Genomic DNA, 18,654 nt, shown 5'->3' with positions numbered 1-18,654 from the left:
AAACGTGAAAAGAACGGGGACAGGATCCCGGAGCACCCCGTGATCTCCCCGGTTACACCTTCCAGGCCTGAAATGGTCATGTGCTCCAGACCTGCCGCAGTGACCGGGTTAAGCATGCTCCGGGTCTGCAGACCTGCCCTGCGGGGCCATCCAGGATGCGGCAGCGGGATCGCGGGCGCAGGATCCGGGGGGCTTCTGGGGGCGAGCGCAGGCGTCCGACACGGAGAGAGAAGAGTCAATGGATACAGAAATGGTTACTGCTCAAACCGCGCAAGCGGTGACAGACCCCTGCCGGCAGGGGGGGAGAGTTTCTACCCGGCTCGCGAGGTGATCCGGCCCGATCTCAACGCTCCCGGGCCGGATTGGCCACCGATTTTCATCAGAAACCCCGATCTATGATTTAACGTTTTCTATTTGCCTTCGCACCGGATGTGCGTTTGACGGCGAGATTTCGGACATCGGGTTAACATACTAACTGTTTTAATTTATAAAATTTGACAGATAATCATAGTTCTGGAATATAAGACTGCCGGATTTCAGAAAGTTTATGTATATTCTTTGACAATTCTTTTTATATCGATTTTTAATCGATCAGATCTGGTGCGTGATACCATGGCATTTGCATTGCACATCAATATGGAACGATGTACAGGCTGCAATAACTGCGTGGTGGCATGTCCGGTCGACGCTCTCGAGCTCTACACCGAAGATCCGGTGACGAAAGAGAAGATCTACAAGGTCAAAGACGGCAAAGCCGTCATCCTTGATTTCAACTCCGAGCTCTGCGCCGGTTGCGGCGTATGCGTCCAGGCATGCCCCTATGGAGTTATCGCGCTTGGAGGACCGTGGGAGAGCCGGGCCAAGGCCCGAAAAGTGGAAGCCTAGGAGTGATACTAGAATATGGCACTGTTTCCAAAGTATTCCAAAACGCGGGAAGGACAGAACGTCATCATGGAGCAGAGGCTCCTGAAGGCAGTCAACAACCTGATCCTGAACGCAGAGACCTGCACGGGCTGCGGCATCTGTGTCGACGCCTGCCCTGAAGAGGCAATCGTGCTCGGACCAGTCGGTGCGACACGCCGTGGGGCAATCGACTACGCAGAACCTGTCGACGTCAACCCCGAGAAGTGTTCGTACTGTGGCGTATGCGTCATCATGTGCCCCTTCAATGCGATGACGCTCAAGATCGACGGGGAGGAGAGGCTCCCGATTCTTGAGAAGGAAGGATTCCCCACGTACGACATGGTCACCGTGATCGACGAGGAGAAATGCGACCGGTGCACCATCTGTGAAGAGGCCTGCCCGAGGGACGCCATCAACCGCGATGTCCCCGCATTCGAGGGCGGCGACGAAGCCGGCAAGCCGCGTCAGGCTGCACTGCAGACCAAGACCACGTTTACCGTCGACACCGAGAAGTGCGACGTCTGTGGCATCTGCGGCGAGCTCTGCCCGAGCATCACCGTCGTTCGCAACGCCCCGAACCCCGAGACCGGTAAGATCGAAGGGGAAGTCAAGTGGGAAGAGGCCACCTGCGACGGGTGCACTATCTGCGTCGAGGCCTGCCCCCAGGAGTGCATCACGCTCGAGCGTGAGGTCATCAGCGACAAGCTGCCCGGCAAGGTCGATATCGAGCAGGACAACTGCTGCACCTGTACCTGGTGCGTCGAGACCTGCCCCCAGGAGGCAATCACCGTCGAGAAGATCTTCGAGGGAGATATCGAGATCAACCCCGAGAAGTGCCCCGGAGGCTGCTCGACCTGTGTCGAGGTCTGCCCCTGCAACGCGCTCTACCTGCCCTCCCCCGTCCCGGCAAAGGAGATGAAGGGAGAGGTTGAGGCCAACATCGCCATCAACAAGGACTTCTGTATCCTCTGTGGTGCCTGTGTCAACGCCTGCCCGAGCGAGGATGCGATCATCCTGCGGCGGACGGGTATCCGGATGAAGGACAAGGAGACGGAACTCTTCAAGCAGATCAAGGAGAAGCTGCTCGCCCCGAGGACGTCGAAGGTCAAAGAGACCGCCCCCGGAGAGGTCGAGGTTAAAGTTCTGGGAGAAGCAGAAGAGGCGTGAGGGATAGCCAATGGCAGTAAAGAAAGACTATAAGGACCAGAAACTCGCGGAGAAACTCCGGGACAGGAAGTACTACATTCCTGACAGCAACCCTGAGTTTATCAAAGATGTGGAGAAGATCGGGCAGACGGCCGCCCACATGTGCTACCAGTGCGGCACCTGCACCGGATCGTGCCCCTCGGCACCGCGGAGTTCGTACCGTATCCGGCTGTTCATGCGCAAGGCAGTCCTCGGCCTCGAGGAGGAGGTCCTCACCGATCCGGACCTCTGGCTCTGCACCACCTGTTACAGTTGCACCGACCGGTGCCCCCGGAACCTCGCACCGACCGACGCGATCATGGCGATGCGGAACCTGGCGTTCAAGCGGGACATCATTCCACGCAACTTCCTCCAGACCGTCCAGCTGATCTACAAGTCGGGCCACGGTGTCCCGAACAACGACGCGAACCGCGCAGCCCGGAAGAAACTCGGCCTCGAGGAGGAGCCTGAGACGACGCACAAGTACCCCGAGTACCTGCCCGGCATCAGGAAGATCCTCGACCACTACAGGCTGAAAGAGAACGCGGACAGAATTCTCGCGGAGGGAGAGTGAAACCATGAGCGGAAACAACCATCAGTATGCATTCTTCCTCGGGTGCATCGCCCCGAACCGGTATCCGGGAATCGAGGCGGCGGCCATCCAGACCAGCAAGAACGTCGGCATCGACCTCCTGCCCCTGAAGGGCGCAAGCTGCTGCCCGGCACCGGGTGCGTTCGGTTCGATCGACTTAAATGTCTGGTACGCGATGGCGGCCCGGAACGTCGTGCTCGCCGAGCAGATGGGCATGGACATCGCCCTGATCTGCAACGGGTGCTACAAGTCCATCTGGGAAGTCAACCACAAGCTGAAGCACAACGATGAACTCCGCGACGGAGTCAACGAGGTGCTCAAAGAGATCGATATGGAGTTCAAGGGGACCGTCGACGTCTGGCACCTCGCCGAGCTCTACTACGATCCCAAGATCGTGGGCGTCAAGAAACTCGCCGACAGCGTCAAGCGCCCCCTCTCCGGTGCGAAGATCGCCGTTCACTACGGCTGCCACCTGATGAAGCCGAGCAAAGAGCGGCACTTCGGGGACACCGAGAATCCGATGTGGATGGAAGAACTCGTCGCCGCTCTCGGCGCCGAACCGATCCAGTACCGCAACAAGATGCAGTGCTGCGGTGCCGGCGGCGGTGTCCGTGGATTCGATATCGCACATGCGCTCGACATCACGAATGAGAAGCTGATCAACATGACGGAAGCAGGCATCGATGCAGTCACCGAAGTCTGTCCGTTCTGCCAGCTCCAGTTCGACCGCGGCCAGATCGAGATCAAGGAAAAATTCGGTGCTGAATACGGCATCCCCGTCCTGCACTACAACGAACTCCTGGGACTGGCACAGGGCATGAGCCCGGACGAGCTTGCACTCGACCTCCATGCCATCGATGTTGAGCCGTTCCTGAAGAAGATCCTGTGAGGTGCAAATACATGGCAGAAGTCAAAAAGAACGAAGAGCCAAGAATTGGCGTTTTTGTGTGCCACTGTGGTACCAATATTGCGGGCTCCATCGACGTCAAGGCGGTAATGGAGTACGCCAGGACGCTCCCGAACGTCATCGTCGCCGATGACTACCAGTATATGTGCTCGACCCCCGGCCAGAACAAGATCGCGGAGGCCATTGCGGAGCAGAAACTGACCGGAGTAGTCGTGGCGGCCTGTTCTCCCCGTCTGCACGAGCCCACGTTCCGTAACGCGACCAAGGCGGGTGGCTTAAACCCCTTCCGGTTCGAGATGGCAAACATCCGCGAGCAGAACTCGTGGGTGCACATGCACCAGCCCGAAGAAGCCACATCCAAGGCAAAGGACGCAGTCAGGATCGCCGTAGCAAAGGCCTCCCTGCTTGAGGACCTCGTCCCGAAGAGCGTCCCCGTAGAGAAGGCGGCGATGGTCGTCGGCGGTGGCGTCGGCGGCATGCAGGCGGCACTCGACCTTGCGAACGCAGGCATCAAGACCTACCTCGTTGAGAAGAGCCCCACGATCGGCGGCAGGATGTCCCAGCTCGACAAGACGTTCCCGACGCTGGACTGCTCGCAGTGTATCCTGACCCCGAAGATGGTGGACGTCTACCGCAACGAAGGCATCGAACTCCTCACCTACACCGAGGTCGAACAGGTCGAGGGATACATCGGCAACTTCGATGTGACCCTCCGGAAGAAGGCACGCGGTGTCATCACCCCGGCAGAGGCCGAGGCCCGCGGCATCGTCGGCGGCGGCTGTACCGGCTGCGGCGACTGTGTCGAAGTCTGCCCGGTCATCAAGCCGAACCCGTTCGAGCTCGGCATGGCGCCGAGAAAGGCGATCTACATCTACCACCCGCAGGTCTCCCCGCTGATCTACACCGTCGACTTCGACGCCTGCGTCAAGTGCGGCCTCTGTGTCGAGGCATGCGGTGAGAAGAAGGCGGTCGACCTCGAGATGAAGGACGAACTCATGACCGTCAAGGTCGGAACCGTCGTCCTCGCCCTGGGATACGACATCTTCCCCATCGAGAAGAAATTCGAGTGGGGTTACAAGAACTACGACAACGTCATCACGTCGCTTGAGTTCGAGCGCCTGATCTGCGCATCCGGTCCGACCGGAGGTCACCTTGTCCGCCCGAGCGACGGCGAAACCCCGAAGAAGGTCGCGTTCGTCCTCTGTGCGGGCTCCCGTGACAACACCGGGGTCGGCAAGCCCTACTGCTCGCGGTTCTGCTGCATGTACTCGCTCAAGCACGCCCACCAGATCATCGAGAAGATCCCCGGCGTGGTACCCTACATCTTCTACATGGACATCCGGTCCTTCGGGAAGATGTACGAGGAGTTCTACTACCGCATCCAGGACGAGGGTGCAAAGTTCATCCGCGGCCGTGTGGCAAACATCACCGAAGATCCGGTGACCAAGAACCTTCACGTCAATGCGGAGGACACGCTCCTCGGCCGGCCCATCGACATGGAAGTCGACCTTGTCGTGCTCGCAGCCGCCATCCAGCCCTCCGCCGAAACCGAGAAGACCCGGAGGCTCTTCGGTGTCTCCTGCTCGCAGGACGGCTGGCTCCTCGAAGCCCACCCGAAGCTGAACCCGTGCGGCACCACCACTGCCGGTGTCTACCTCGCCGGTGTCTGCCAGGGACCGAAGGATATTCCGGACACGGTCGCCCAGGCAGAGGGTGCGGCATCCGCGGCATCCATCCCGATCCACAGGGGAGAGGTGGAGCTCGAGCCCTACTTCGCCCAGTGCATGGAGGAGAAGTGCGCCGGATGCGGACTGTGTGTCAACCAGTGCCCCTACAGCGCCCTCGCGCTCATCGAGAAGGACGGTCGCACGGTCATGCAGGTCACCGAAGCCAAGTGCAAGGGCTGCGGAACCTGCGGCGGGTTCTGCCCCGGCGGCGCAATCTGGATGCAGCACTTTGCGACCCCGCAGATTGTTGCGCAGATCGATGCATTCCTCCTCGGAGGTGAACAGTAAATGGCAGACGAGAACTGGAAACCCAAGATCATCGCCATCATCTGCAACTGGTGTTCCTACGCAGGTGCAGACCTCGCCGGCGGCGCCCGTATTCAGTACCCGCCCGACATCCGTGCCATCCGCGTGATGTGCACGGGTCGGATCGATCCTCTCTTCATCCTGAAGGCATTCCAGGACGGGGCGGACGGCGTGCTGGTCTCGGGCTGTCACTTCGGCGACTGCCACTACCTTGAGGGCAACTTTAAGGCCGCGAAGAGGATGTTCCTCTTGAAGAGTGTCCTCAAGAACATCGGCCTTGACGACAAGCGTCTCAGGATGACCTTCGTCTCCGCATCTGAGGGTGCAAAGTGGGGCATGGTCATGGAGGACGTCGTCAAGACCATCAACGAGCTCGGTCCAAGCCCGCTCAAAGAGTTTGCCAGATAAATACCATAGACAGGGGATGAATAACAATGGCAATCAGAGTGAATTTGATCTCGGGTCGCACCATCCAGCAGGGGGTGGCAATGGAGGCGGGGAAGGAAAAACCCGCCTACACCACCGCCTGCGGGATTATTGAGATGGACCCGGCGGACTTTAAAGAGCTGGGAGCTTATCGCAACACGAACGTACGCGTCACCAGCAACCATGGCAGTGTCGTCGTCAAGGCGGTCGAGGCAACCCAGGGCCCTCACCCCGGTGTAGCATATATACCGATGGGGCCCTGGGCAAACATGGTGATCAACCCGAACACCTACTCTACCGGTATGCCAACCTTTAAGGGCGTACCTGTCGAGGTGGAGGTCGCCAAGAACGAACCCGTCCTCAGCTCGCTTGAACTGGTGCGCAAGGGGTGCAGGGGTGAACTAGCATGACCAAGACTGTAACCGACGTTATCTGTCCGTTCTGCGGAACGCTCTGCGACGACCTTGAGGTCGTCGTCAGTGATGACGGCAAGGAGCTCCACGAGGTCTACAACGCGTGCGCCATCGGCGCCGAGAAGTTCCTCCACTCCCAGGCAAAAGACCGTATCACCCGCCCCCGCATGCGGCAGGAAGACGGTACCTGGAAAGAGATCTCCTATGATGAAGCAGTCGAGTATACCGCCCGGATGCTCGCCGATGCAAAGAAGCCCCTGATGTACGGCTGGAGCTCCACAAACTGTGAGGCCCAGTCCATCGGGTCCGAGATCGGCGAGGCCGTGGGAGCGGTCATGGACAACACGGCGACCGTCTGCCATGGAACATCCCTTATCGCGGTTCAGGACATCGGTATACCGAGCTGTACGCTCGGCGAGGTCAAGAACCGTGCCGACCGGATTCTCTTCTGGGGATGCAACCCGGCACACGCCCACCCGCGGCACATGTCCCGCTACTCGATCTTCCCCCGTGGCTTCTTCACCGGCAAGGGTCATAAGGGCCGCAAGGTGATCGTCGTCGACCCGCGTCCCACCGATACCGCGAGCCTCGCAGATATCCACCTGCAGATTGAGCAGGGACACGACTACGAGCTCCTCGACGCGCTCCGCGTGGCGTTCAAGGGCGAAAAACTCCCCGACTTCGTCGGAGGGATCCCGAAAGAGAAGATCTACGAGGTCGCCGAGACGCTCAAGAGCGGCCGTTTCGCGATCATCTTCTTCGGCATGGGCGTGACCCAGTCGATCGGGAAGAACCACAACATCGACGAGGCCATCGCGGTCACCCGTGACTTGAACGAGTACACGAAAGCCGCCATCATGCCGATGCGCGGGCACTACAACGTCACCGGCTCCGGTCAGGTCTGGGGCTGGCAGTTCGGGTTCCCCTTCGCGGTGGACCTCTCCCGCGGATTCGCCCGCTACAACCCCGGCGAGACGACCTCCAACGACCTGCTCCGCAGGGACGAGGTGGACGCCGTCTTCGTCCTCGGAAGCGATCCCGGTGCGCACTTCCCGTTCAGCTCGGTGAAGAAGATCTACGACCGCCCGTCGGTCGCGATCGACCCGCACGAGACCCCGACCACCGAGGTCTGCAAGGTCCACGTCCCGGTCGCCTTCGTGGGCGTCGAGGTGGGCGGATGTGCATACCGGATGGACAACGTGCCGATTGAGACCAGAAAGGTCGTCGAGCCCCCGGAGGGCATGATGACCGACGAAGAGTTCCTGCAGCGCGTCCTCGCACGCGTCAAGGAGATCAAGGGGGTATAAGCGTGGCAGAGTATCTCATCAAGAACGGTTTCGTCTTCGACCCGGTTCTCGGGATCAGGGGAGATAAGGCCGATATCGCCATCAAGGACGGCAAGATCGTCGAGACCACCGCGGTCAAAAGCCCGAAGGTCATCGACGCCGCAGGTAAGACCGTCATGGCCGGCGGTGTCGACATCCACGCCCATGTTGCCGGCCCGAAGGTGAACGTAGGCAGGAACTTCCGCCCCGAAGACAAACTCTTCGGCTACAAGCCTAAAAGCGGCATCGAGCGGATGCAGGGCGGGTTTTCGGTACCGACGACGATCAGGACAGGTTACAACTACGCCCGCATGGGCTACACGACCGTGATGGAAGCGGCCATGCCGCCGCTCTACGCCCGGCACACCCACGAGGAGATGCGGGACACGCCGATCCTCGACCAGGGGGCCTACCCGGTCTTCGGTAACAACTGGTTCGTGCTCGAGTACCTCAAGAACCACGAGATCGAGAACACCGCCGCCTACATCGCCTGGCTTCTTAGGGCGACGAAGGGCTACGCGGTCAAGGTTGTCAATCCCGGCGGCACCGAAGCCTGGGGCTGGGGCCTGAACTGTGAGAACGTTCACGACCCGGTCCCCTACTTCGACATCACCCCGGCCCAGATCATCAAGGGCCTCATCGAGGCGAACGAGTACCTCGGTCTCCCGCACTCGATGCACATGCACGCGAACAACCTCGGGAACCCCGGCAACTACACGACGACACTCGACTCGTTCAGGCTCTCGGAGGGCATCAAGCCCAACAGCAAGTTCGGCCGCGATCAGGTGATGCACCACACCCACGTCCAGTTCCACTCCTACGGTGGCGACTCCTGGGCGAACGTGGATTCGCGGGCGAAGGAGATCATGGACTACGTGAACTCTCACGACAACATCACCATCGACATGGGTCAGGTGACGCTCGATGAGACCACGACCATGACCGCCGACGGGCCGTTCGAGCACCACCTCACCGAACTGAACCACCTGAAGTGGGCGAACGTCGACGTGGAACTCGAGACCGGGTCCGGGGTCGTACCGTACGTCTACAGTCCCGGCATCAAGGTCTGCGCCATCCAGTGGTGCATCGGCCTCGAACTCGCGCTGCTCGCAAAAGACCCGATGCGGATCTTCATGACCACCGACCACCCGAACGCCGGGCCGTTCATCCGCTACCCGCGGATCATGAAGTGGCTCATGAGCCAGGACGCTCGGAACCAGCAGTTCGACGCCTTCAAGCACAAGGACAAGGTCATCGAGGCGACCAACCTCGCCGGCATCGACCGCGAACTCGGCCTCTACGAGATCGCGCAGATGACCCGTGCCGGACCGGCGAAATCGCTCGGCCTCGCGCACATGTACGGCGGGCTTGCACCCGGCCTCGAAGCGGATGTTGCGGTCTTTGACTTCAACCCGAACGAGCCCTACGCGCCCGACGACATCGAGAAGGCGTTCTCGAGCGCAGAGCACCTCTTCAAGACCGGTGTCCAGGTCATCGTCGACCACGAGATCGCGAGCAACGGCAACAAGCGGACGCTCTGGGTGAACGCCAAGGTCAACGAGAACCCGCAGGTGATGCGTGACGTCAAGGAGAAGTTCCTCCGCTACTACACCGTCACCTTAAACAACTACGAGGTTGCCGGCCACCACTATGTGCCCAACCCGTACGTGATCGAGGTTGATGCCACACAGTGAGGTGAGAAGGATGGAAACCGTTACACTCACCATAAAGGACCAGCCCGGGTTGTATCTCGAGGCTGACAACATCACCCCCGATGCGTTCGCCGGGAAGAAGGCGGAAGAGATCGCCGACCTCCATGTGTACGTGGGCCGGGAGCAGTACCGGCTCGGGGACTTCTTCGAGGTCTCCGGCAAAGCGGGAGCGACCGCCGAAGAGACGAAGATCGTCGTCAACGGCGACCTCTCCCGGGTCAAGTACATCGGCATGAAGATGACCGGCGGCGAGGTCGTGGTGAACGGCAACGCCGATATGTACGTCGGAGCCTGGATGCAGGGCGGCAAGATCACGGTGAACGGGAACGTTGACAGCTTTGCCGGCACCGGCATGAAGGGCGGCGAGATGGTCATCAACGGCAACGCCGGGAACTATCTCGGCGCTGCATACCGTGGAGACTGGCGCGGCATGGCCGGCGGCAAGATCACCGTCACGGGCAATGCCGGCAGCGATCTCGGCACCTTCATGACCGGCGGCGAGATCGTCGTCGGCGGCGATGTCGATGTCCACGTCGCCACCCACGCCGAAGGCGGGAAGATCGTCATCAAGGGCAATGCAAAGAGGCGTCTTGGGGGACAGATGGTTGAAGGCGAGATCTACGTCTTTGGCAACATCGATGTCATGATGCCCGGCTTTGCATACCGCGAGGATGTCGATATCGATTCGGACGGCATCAAAGGACGGTTTGCTCTCTACGAGGGCGACCTCGGAGAGCGCCACCGAAAACGGAAAGGTCAGCCGATCTACGCTAAACTCTACCAGCGGATCGCGGCCTGAACCCCTCTTTTTTTTGCCGCGCATGGAGAGTGGTGTCGATCGTCGGATATCGGACGTGCCCGCCACAAAAAGAGTAACACGAAGTAGCATAATTTTAGGTAATTCATACTACCCCGGGGGTGGTATGATACATTTGCTATCTCGTTCAATCGACTATTATTCAGCAGATATTTAATATCGCACTCCGGATATATATCTAATTATAGACATAAATAGCAATGCTTATATCATCAGAGAAGGTTACTATCTTTTTGTCCCACGAGGACGTGCAGTAGTCACCGTCAGTCACAGCCAGCGATACTTTTAGCGTTCAGTTCACACTCACGGATTGTATGCACTTAAAGAGGGTAATGGAGGAAAATTATGGCAAAATACAAGGAAACTATTGACCTGTACGATGATGCAGGCAAGCAGTTGAAGAGTGGTGTGGCGCTTGAGAAGATCAGCCCGCTGGTCAACCCGGCGACCCGGAAACTCATCGACCTGACCAAGAGGACGGTTGCAGTCAACCTCGGAGGCGTTCAGGAAGGCCTGAAGTCCGGAAAGGTAGCGAAGGGACAGGTCCTCGGGCGTGAGCTCAATCTCGATATCGTCGGGAACAAGGATGCAATCATCGCCAAGATCAAGGAAATGGTCCAGGTCGAGGACGGCGACGACACCAACATCCGTGAGTTCGGCGGCGGCAAACTGATCCTCGTCGAGGTTCCCAAGGTTCGTCTCGAGGCGGCATCCACCTACGATGCAGCAATCACCTCGGTCGCATCCGCGGCAACCTACGCGATCATCGACCAGTTCAACGTCGGCATGTTCGATGCGGCCATGGTCAAGGCTGCACTCTGGGGTTCCTACCCGCACACCATGGACCTGACCGGCGCCAACGTCACGTCCATTCTGTCGATCCCCCAGAACAACGAAGGCCTCGGCTACGCGCTCCGTAACATCCCGGTCAACCACGCCGTGATGATCACGAACAAGAACGCGATGCAGGGAGCCGCACTCTCGTCCACCTTCGAGCAGGCAGGAATGTTTGAGATGGGTAACGCCATCGGACCGTTCGAGCGCGCCCAGTTGCTCACCTACGCCTACCAGGGCCTGAACGCGAACAACCTGGTCTATGACCTCGTCAAGAAGAACGGAGCAACCGGAACCATCGGTACGGTCGTCCAGAGCCTGGTCGAGCGCGCCATCGAGGACAAGGTCATCACCCCCGGCAAGAAGGGTGGATACTTCCAGTTCTACGACACGAAGGACCCCATGCTCTGGAACGCCTACGCCGCTGCGGGAACCATGGCAGCAACCATGGTCAACTGTGGTGCCGGACGGTTCGCCCAGGCGGTCTCCTCGACGCTCCTGTACTTCAACGACCTGCTTGAGCACGAGACCGGCCTGCCCGGCTGTGACTACGGCCGTGTGATGGGTGTAGCCGTCGGGTTCTCGTTCTTCAGCCACTCGATCTACGGTGGTGGCGGCCCCGGTATCTTCAACGGCAACCACGTCGTGACCCGTCACGCCGCCGGTGTGGCTATCCCGTGCGTGGTCGCTGCAGCTGCGCTCGATGCCGGAACCCAGATGTTCTCGCCCGAGAGCACTTCCAAGGTCTACGGCGACACCTTCGGCAAGGTCGACGTCTTCAACAAGCCGATCCAGCAGATCGCACAGGGTGTGTAAATAACACAAGGATACTGATGACTGAAGCCATATACCCTCAGGTTCGAATCGTTTCTGCGCGATTCCTCAGACCCGACACAGTGGAACAACTCCTGAACAGGCTTGTTCAGATAGGCGGGATTCGTCGAATGTCCCTCAACGGACAGAACCTTCCCGAAACCGTTCCGTACGGCCCGGCACGGGGGCAACCCAACCCCCACCCGGACCGTAAAATCATCCGTGTCGGAGACCAGGACGTCCAGCTCCGGGTACAGGTCGGAACAATCATCCTGGAGCTCGAGGACGAGTCGTACATTCCGGCAATCGGGAAAGCAGTCGATGAAGTCTTTGCCGATAAGGAGTTCTCCTGCACCGTCCAGAAGGGGCGGTACATGAAGACCCAGCCGACGATGTCCGACTACGCTAAATACGGGCCTGACGCCGACAAAGAGATTCTCGGGCTTGTCGATCCGAGGAGGAAAGACGGCCCCGTTATCATTCAGGGAAACAAGTAAGATGCCTATCGGAAGAGTGACTCAGGTCGTCGATTGCCGCGAGAGCATGGGGATGGGAAAAGGAGGCGGTCTTGCCCAGCGTGGCACCATCTCTGAGGCCAGGTCCCCGGATGTGATCGTTATCGGCATGTCCCCCGGCCGCAGACACGTGACGAAACCGGTCTGCGACATCACCTCCGGTCTCCGGAGGGAGGGGGCGGAGTTCTCCGTGACCACGCTCGTCCTCAACGCAGGGAGCGGGGTGCCGGCAGATTCTCCCGTCGCGGGTCACGTTCTCGGAGCCTATTTCGGGCTGACGGAGAAAGAGATCGTCCAGATCGAGCAGCACAAGGTCGCCATCCTGCATCACGGGAATGTCCGCTCCCATGTGGTGCAGAAGGTTCGGTTTATCCTTGAGCATGTGAATATCAGGGCAATCGTCGTCTCGCAAGTCCCGATCGACTTCGAGGATCTCGCAAAAGAAGGAGTCAGGACTGCGGTGGTCATGCCGCCGCCCGACCGGGTCAGGACGAAAGGCATTGTGATGGATATTGTCAGTGGTGTGACACGGGGTCAGACACCTGGCAGGGAAAAGTTGGCGACGGTCATTCGTGCCGTTATGAAAGTGCTAAAAACCCAACATGAAGGTGAATGAAAACATGGCATACAAGCCCCAGTACGGACCGGGTACATCCAAGGTCGCCGAGAACCGGCGCAAGCAGATGAACCCAAGCCAGAAGCTTGAAAAGATGCGTGATGTGACAGACGAGGACATCGTGCTGATTCTCGGCCACAGGGCGCCGGGAGCCGCCTATCCGACGGCCCACCCGCCGCTCGCCGAGCAGCAGGAGCCCGACTGCCCCATCAGGAAGATTGTAACCCCGACGGACGGTGCAAAGGCCGGCGACCGTGTCCGCTACATCCAGTTTGCGGACTCGATGTTCTTCGCCCCCTGCCACCCCTACCAGAGGACCTACCTCGAGTGCTACCGCTTCCGCGGGATCGACCCCGGTACGCTCTCCGGCCGTCAGATCATTGAGTGTCGCGAGCGCGACCTGGAGAAGTACTCCAAGGAACTCGTCAACACCGAGCTCCTCGACGCGGCCCGCACCGGCATCCGCGGTGCGACCGTGCACGGTCACTCGCTCCGTCTTGCCGAGAACGGCATGATGTTCGACATGCTCCAGAGGAGTGTCCTTGGCGAGGACGGCATCGTCCGCTACGTCAAGAACCAGATCGGCGAGCCCCTCGACCGTGCGGTTCCCATCGGCAAGCCGCTCGACGAGAAGTGGCTCAAGGCCCACACGACGATCTTCCACTCCCTTGGCGGCACCCCCTACCGCGACGACGCCGAGTACATCGAATACGTACAGCGGATCCACTCGCTGCGGACAAAGTACGGATTCATGCCCAAGGAGTGATTGAGAAATGGCAAAGATTGAGAGAACCCAGAAGCTGTTCCTGAAAGCCCTCAAGGAGAAGTTCCAGGGACAGGATCCCCAGTCCGAAACGGCTGAGTACTACAAGTTCAACGGCTACCACCAGTCCCCCCGCAAGGAGGAGTTCGTAAAGGCGAGCCGTGCCGTCGAGATGGACCGCGGCATCTCCATGTACGACCCCGTGCGCTGCCACCTGGGCGGTATCCCGCTCGGCCAGCGCCAGCTGATGACCTACGAGGTCTCCGGCACCGGCGTCTTTGTGGAGGGTGACGACCTGCACTTCGTCAACAACTCTGCGATGCAGCAGATGTGGGACGATATCCGCAGGACCGTCATCGTCAACATGGACCTCGCCCACCAGACCCTGCAGAAGCGTCTCGGCAAGGAAGTCACCCCTGAGACGATCAACGAGTACCTCCACGTGCTGAACCACGCCATGCCCGGCGCGGCTGTCGTTCAGGAGCACATGGTCGAGACCCACCCCGGCCTCGTCGACGACTGTTACGTCAAGGTCTTCACCGGCGACCAGGAACTCGCAGACGACCTCGAACCCCAGTTCGTCCTCGACGTCGAGAAGCTCTTCCCCGCCAAGCAGGCCGAGGCGCTCTCCGCAGCCGTTGGAAAGTCCCTCTGGCAGGCAATCCACATCCCGACCACGGTCTCCCGGACCTGCGACGGTGGAACGACCTCCCGGTGGTCCGCCATGCAGATCGGTATGTCCTTCATCGGTGCCTACCGCATGTGCGCCGGCGAAGCAGCCGTCGCCGACCTCTCCTACGCCGCGAAGCACGCAGGCGTCATCCAGATGGCGTCCCACCTGCCCGCCCGGCGTGCCCGTGGCCCGAACGAGCCCGGTGGCATCATGTTCGGTGTCTTCTCCGATATCGTCCAGGCGAACCGGAAGTACCCCAACGACCCCGCCCGGGCCTCCCTTGAGGTCGTCGGTGCCGGAACCATGCTGTTCGACCAGATCTGGCTCGGCTCCTACATGTCCGGCGGTGTCGGATTCACCCAGTACGCGACCGCGGCCTACACCGACAACATCCTCGACGAGTTCACCTACTACGGTATGGACTACATCAAGGACAAGTACAAGGTCGACTGGAAGAACCCGAGCCCGAGCGACAAGGTCAAGCCGACCCAGGAGATCGTCAACGACATCTCGACCGAGGTCGCCCTCAACGGCATGGAGCAGTACGAGCAGTTCCCGACCATGATGGAGGACCACTTCGGCGGGTCCCAGCGTGCCGGCGTGCTTGCCGCCGCGTCCGGCCTGTCGACCGCCATCGCGACCGGCAACTCGAACGCCGGTCTCAACGCCTGGTACCTCTGCATGCTCCTGCACAAGGACGGATGGTCGCGTCTCGGCTTCTTCGGCTACGACCTGCAGGACCAGTGCGGTTCCGCAAACACGCTCTCCGTCCGTGGCGACGAGGGTGCGATCGGCGAGGTCCGTGGCCCGAACTACCCGAACTACGCGATGAACGTCGGACACCAGGGCGAGTACGCCGCGATCACCGGCGGTGCCCACTACGGCCGCGGCGACGCGTTCTGCTTCGACCCGCGGATCAAGATCTGCTTCGCCGACCCGGCGCTGAAGTTCGACTTCGCCGAGCCCCGCCGCGAGTTCGCGAAGGGTGCAATCCGCGAGTTCATGCCCGCCGGCGAGCGTTCGCTCATCATTCCGGCCCGGTAAACCCAACTCAACTTTTTTTTCCCTAGCGTAACCCCACATGCCTAAAAAGGGTATTTTAGCCGATTTTTTACGTTTCGTTGCGATAACGGCGCAACTTTTCGAAACCTTTAATTAAGTCATAAACAACTGTTAAATGAACCAAAAAGGTTTTGAACTCATACTCTGGTGCCGTGAGCGCCAGAGGAGGATGCTGAATGGAAGAGATCGTATTTGGCATCGGCATTACCGCATTGGCAGGTGCTCTTGCAACCGTCGCCGGCGCTGCGGAAGACACTGAGTCTGATATCGGATCACAGGGTGACCCGAACTCTCAGGTTCAGCTGGCTCCGCAGATGGGATATATTCACCGCATCTTCAACAAGGCAGTTGCCGGTGAACCCCCCGCGTATGGCTTATGGGTTGCTCTGGGTGCAGGCCTTGCCTGGGCATTCATGGCGATGCAGATAAACCCGATACTTGCAATCGTTCTCGGGAGCGCTCTCGCGGTCTTCGTGCAGGGCGTCTATGCGACAACCGCATACCTCGGCCGTACTGCAAGTCTCGCCAAATTTGGACAGCCGGTCTATATCGACATCTTGAAGTCGATGACGACCGTGACCATGGCACACGCGTTCGTAGCAATCTTCACGACCGTCGCGATGTGTCACCTGATGATCAGCGCGCTCGGCCACCCCTTCCCGCTCCCGCTTCTGGGCCTCGTATGGGGTATCGCGCTCGGTGCAGCCGGGTCTGCGACAGGTAACCCGTTCTACGGAAAGGAGCGGCAGTACCAGGAGCAGAAGTTCGGAGCAGGCGTTCCGATCTCCGCGTCCGGCAACATCGTCCGCTACGCCGAAGCCGGCCAGCGGAACTCGCTCGACAACGGCTTTTTCAGCGCCAAACTCGGCGGCCCCGCGTCGGGTATTTGCTTTGGCCTGATCGTTTTCTTCGAACTCTGGCGTACCGTGGTCTTTGAAGAGCTCAACGTCTGGGGACCGATCATCGTCGGCGTCATCGTGATCCTGATCTTTGCCATCATCGACCGCTACATCGAGGTCTGGGCAAGGAAGACCTTCGGACCCTACACGGCTCCTGAGGAGGCATCATCATGAGCGCACTCGGCGGACCTAAACAGACAGGAGGCGTCCAGCCCCCGACGGCAATGGGCCTCGTTCTCAGTATTGTTCTTATCATCGTCGCGCTTGCGCTCGCCTTCTTCCTCGTACAGATGGCAGGCGTGATCGCGCTCCTCGGCATCATCATCGGCGGCGTCCTGATCGGATTCGGCGTCCACTTCGTCCCGGTCGGCGGTGCTCCCGCTGCAATGGGACAGGCACCCGGTATCGCGACCGGTGTCGCGATGCTCGCTGCCGGTGCCGGCCTTGCCGGACTCTTCGGTGGCGCATGGGCCGCCCCCTTCGGACTCGCTGTCGCCCTCGCGGGCGGTGCGGTCGGCGGCGGGCTCTTAATGGCGATCACCTGTACGATGGTCAACGTCATCTACGTCTTCGGTATGGGTATCCCGTCCGCTTCAGGTAAGGTCGATAAGGACCCGATCACGGGCGACACCTTCCCCGAGTACAAGAGCCAGGGTACCGAGGGGCACGGCCTCCCGTTCATCTCCTGGGTCGGCGGTGTCATCGGCGGCGCACTCGGTGGTCTTGGGGGAACGCTCATCTACCTCGAGCTCCTCGACGTCTACCAGGCGCAGCTGCCCGTACTCCTGAACGCAACGGTCGAGCAGATCGCGCCCGTCGCCATCTCGCTTGCCGGTATCTTCGCGGTCGGTCTGTTCCTGATGAACGCCGTGCTTGCCGCGTACAACATCACCGGTACGATCGAAGGGCCGCACGACCCCAAGTTCAAGAGATTCCCGAGAGCAGTCATCGCAGCCGCTGCGGCATCCGCCGTTGCAGGCTTCTTCGCGATCGCGCTGCTCGAACTGGTGGGGGTATTCTAAATGTCGGTAAAAATTGAAGTAGGAGCAGGCGGCATCCCCCACAACCAGATCCTGATCTACGGGCTCGTGGGATCGCTCGTCCTCATCTACCTGACATACCTGAACACGGTCACCAACACCCAGTACTTCGCGTTCTTCGGCGGGCTTGCTGCCGTGGCCGCGCTCATCTGGGGTACCGACACGATCAAGCACCTCTGCAGCTACGGTCTCGGTACCGGTGTCCCGTCGGCGGGTATGATCGCGCTCGGGTCCGGTGTCGTCGGCGCGCTCTTCGGAGCCACGACCGGCATCCTCGCACCCATCGTTGCGATCATCGTCGCCGCGATCATCGGTGCGGTCGCCGGAGTACTGGCGAACAACGTCGTCCGGATGGACATCCCGGTCATGATCATCTCCCTGACCGAACTCGCGATCGTCGGCGCGATGACCGTGCTCGGCCTCGCAGCAATGGCCTGCGGAACGTTCGAATTCCTCGGCATGATCACCGGCACGGTCGTCATCCTCGGATTCGCGGTGCAGACCTACGAAGCTTCCCTCATCGGCGGCAGCATCATCGCCGTGATCTTCATGCTCGGTGCCATCGCCATCCAGCACTCCTTCAACGCCTGTCTCGGGCCGGGGGAGCAGCAGGACCGGACGCTCATGCTCGCCGCGGAGTGCGGATTCCTGAGCATGATCACCGTTGCGATCATCTCGTTCGCGTTCATCGGGTTCCTCCCCGCTCTCGTCGCGCTGCTGGTCTCCGTCATCGGGTGGTTCTACACCTACACGCGGTACATCGCGCTTGCGAAGCGTGACGCCTACGCATGGCTCGACGCAAAGCCGATCCTGGAGCCCAAGGGAGGTGCCTAAATGGCATACATTCAGGTACTGCCTGAGTACGGACTGGTCGTCGACCCGATGGTCGGTATCGTCACCACTGCCGGTGTCTCGTACACCCCCGTGCTCGAGCAGGTAGCGGAACTCGAGAAGATCACCGACGACCTGGTCGGCATGCTCTCCGGGGAGGGCAACTTCCTGGCATCGTTCCCGAACAGGGAGGGAGTTCTCAACGTCGCCGGAGGCGTGACCGCATTCTGGTATGGCATGGCAATCGGCCTTCTGGTTGCCGGTGTCATAGTATTAGGACTGCTGTGAGGTGAAG

19 protein-coding genes are annotated in these 18,654 nt (G+C 60.1%); all 19 read left to right on the top strand.

The window, feature by feature from the left end; all coding sequences use genetic code 11:
- Positions 1-612 precede the first annotated feature (612 nt).
- The 19 genes from DIC75_RS04730 (at position 613) to mtrB (ending at position 18,647) form a co-directional block, all read left to right on the top strand.
- Positions 613-885, top strand: coding sequence for a 4Fe-4S binding protein (locus tag DIC75_RS04730; protein ID WP_250986843.1), 273 nt, complete (start codon positions 613-615; stop codon positions 883-885).
- Positions 886-900: 15 nt separating this feature from the next.
- On the top strand, positions 901-2,070 hold the full coding sequence (locus DIC75_RS04725) for a 4Fe-4S binding protein (protein WP_250986842.1): 1,170 nt from the start codon (positions 901-903) through the stop codon (positions 2,068-2,070).
- 10 nt (positions 2,071-2,080) lie between these two features.
- On the top strand, positions 2,081-2,662 hold the full coding sequence (hdrC, locus tag DIC75_RS04720) for a CoB--CoM heterodisulfide reductase subunit C (protein WP_250986841.1): 582 nt from the start codon (positions 2,081-2,083) through the stop codon (positions 2,660-2,662).
- Positions 2,663-2,666: 4 nt separating this feature from the next.
- Positions 2,667-3,569 (top strand): CoB--CoM heterodisulfide reductase subunit B, encoded by a 903-nt coding sequence (hdrB, locus tag DIC75_RS04715; protein WP_250986840.1) that lies wholly within the window; start codon positions 2,667-2,669, stop codon positions 3,567-3,569.
- Between the two features lie 11 nt (positions 3,570-3,580).
- Positions 3,581-5,602 (top strand): CoB--CoM heterodisulfide reductase iron-sulfur subunit A family protein, encoded by a 2,022-nt coding sequence (locus DIC75_RS04710; protein ID WP_250986839.1) that lies wholly within the window; start codon positions 3,581-3,583, stop codon positions 5,600-5,602.
- On the top strand, positions 5,603-6,028 hold the full coding sequence (locus tag DIC75_RS04705; RefSeq protein ID WP_250986838.1) for a hydrogenase iron-sulfur subunit: 426 nt from the start codon (positions 5,603-5,605) through the stop codon (positions 6,026-6,028).
- 26 nt (positions 6,029-6,054) lie between these two features.
- Positions 6,055-6,456: a molybdopterin dinucleotide binding domain-containing protein gene (locus DIC75_RS04700; RefSeq protein ID WP_250986837.1), complete on the top strand. Its 402-nt coding sequence runs from the start codon at positions 6,055-6,057 to the stop codon at positions 6,454-6,456.
- Positions 6,453-7,766, top strand: a complete 1,314-nt coding sequence (locus tag DIC75_RS04695) for a formylmethanofuran dehydrogenase subunit B (protein WP_250986836.1) — start codon at positions 6,453-6,455, stop codon at positions 7,764-7,766. The genes DIC75_RS04700 and DIC75_RS04695 overlap by 4 nt, the downstream gene beginning before the upstream one ends.
- A gap of 2 nt (positions 7,767-7,768) precedes the next feature.
- The gene (locus tag DIC75_RS04690) at positions 7,769-9,478 is read left to right on the top strand and encodes a formylmethanofuran dehydrogenase subunit A (protein WP_250986835.1); all 1,710 of its coding nucleotides are present in this window, start codon (positions 7,769-7,771) and stop codon (positions 9,476-9,478) included.
- Between the two features lie 10 nt (positions 9,479-9,488).
- Positions 9,489-10,295: a formylmethanofuran dehydrogenase subunit C gene (locus DIC75_RS04685; protein WP_250986834.1), complete on the top strand. Its 807-nt coding sequence runs from the start codon at positions 9,489-9,491 to the stop codon at positions 10,293-10,295.
- 363 nt (positions 10,296-10,658) lie between these two features.
- Positions 10,659-11,963 carry a coenzyme-B sulfoethylthiotransferase subunit beta gene (gene mcrB / locus DIC75_RS04680; RefSeq protein ID WP_250986833.1) on the top strand — a complete coding sequence of 435 codons (1,305 nt, stop codon included), beginning with the start codon at positions 10,659-10,661 and terminating at the stop codon, positions 11,961-11,963.
- A 17-nt stretch (positions 11,964-11,980) separates the two neighbouring features.
- Positions 11,981-12,457 (top strand): methyl-coenzyme M reductase operon protein D, encoded by a 477-nt coding sequence (gene mcrD / locus DIC75_RS04675; RefSeq protein ID WP_250986832.1) that lies wholly within the window; start codon positions 11,981-11,983, stop codon positions 12,455-12,457.
- Position 12,458: 1 nt separating this feature from the next.
- Positions 12,459-13,091, top strand: a complete 633-nt coding sequence (gene mcrC, locus DIC75_RS04670) for a methyl-coenzyme M reductase I operon protein C (RefSeq protein ID WP_250986831.1) — start codon at positions 12,459-12,461, stop codon at positions 13,089-13,091.
- 4 nt (positions 13,092-13,095) lie between these two features.
- Positions 13,096-13,857, top strand: coding sequence for a coenzyme-B sulfoethylthiotransferase subunit gamma (gene mcrG / locus DIC75_RS04665; RefSeq protein WP_250986965.1), 762 nt, complete (start codon positions 13,096-13,098; stop codon positions 13,855-13,857).
- Between the two features lie 7 nt (positions 13,858-13,864).
- Positions 13,865-15,571: a coenzyme-B sulfoethylthiotransferase subunit alpha gene (gene mcrA / locus DIC75_RS04660; protein ID WP_250986830.1), complete on the top strand. Its 1,707-nt coding sequence runs from the start codon at positions 13,865-13,867 to the stop codon at positions 15,569-15,571.
- 194 nt (positions 15,572-15,765) lie between these two features.
- Entirely contained in the window at positions 15,766-16,662 is an 897-nt protein-coding gene (gene mtrE, locus DIC75_RS04655; protein ID WP_250986829.1) for a tetrahydromethanopterin S-methyltransferase subunit E, read from the top strand.
- Complete coding sequence (gene mtrD, locus DIC75_RS04650; RefSeq protein ID WP_250986828.1) at positions 16,659-17,510, top strand: tetrahydromethanopterin S-methyltransferase subunit D; 852 nt, start codon at positions 16,659-16,661, stop codon at positions 17,508-17,510. The genes mtrE and mtrD overlap by 4 nt, the downstream gene beginning before the upstream one ends.
- Complete coding sequence (gene mtrC, locus DIC75_RS04645; RefSeq protein ID WP_250986827.1) at positions 17,511-18,362, top strand: tetrahydromethanopterin S-methyltransferase subunit MtrC; 852 nt, start codon at positions 17,511-17,513, stop codon at positions 18,360-18,362.
- On the top strand, positions 18,363-18,647 hold the full coding sequence (gene mtrB, locus DIC75_RS04640; RefSeq protein WP_250986826.1) for a tetrahydromethanopterin S-methyltransferase subunit MtrB: 285 nt from the start codon (positions 18,363-18,365) through the stop codon (positions 18,645-18,647).
- Positions 18,648-18,654 lie beyond the last annotated feature (7 nt).

Origin of the sequence: Methanoculleus oceani (assembly GCF_023702065.1) — an archaeon.
In the GTDB taxonomy this organism is placed as follows: Archaea; Halobacteriota; Methanomicrobia; order Methanomicrobiales; family Methanoculleaceae; genus Methanoculleus; species Methanoculleus oceani.
This window is presented reverse-complemented; position numbering and strand designations above follow the sequence as displayed.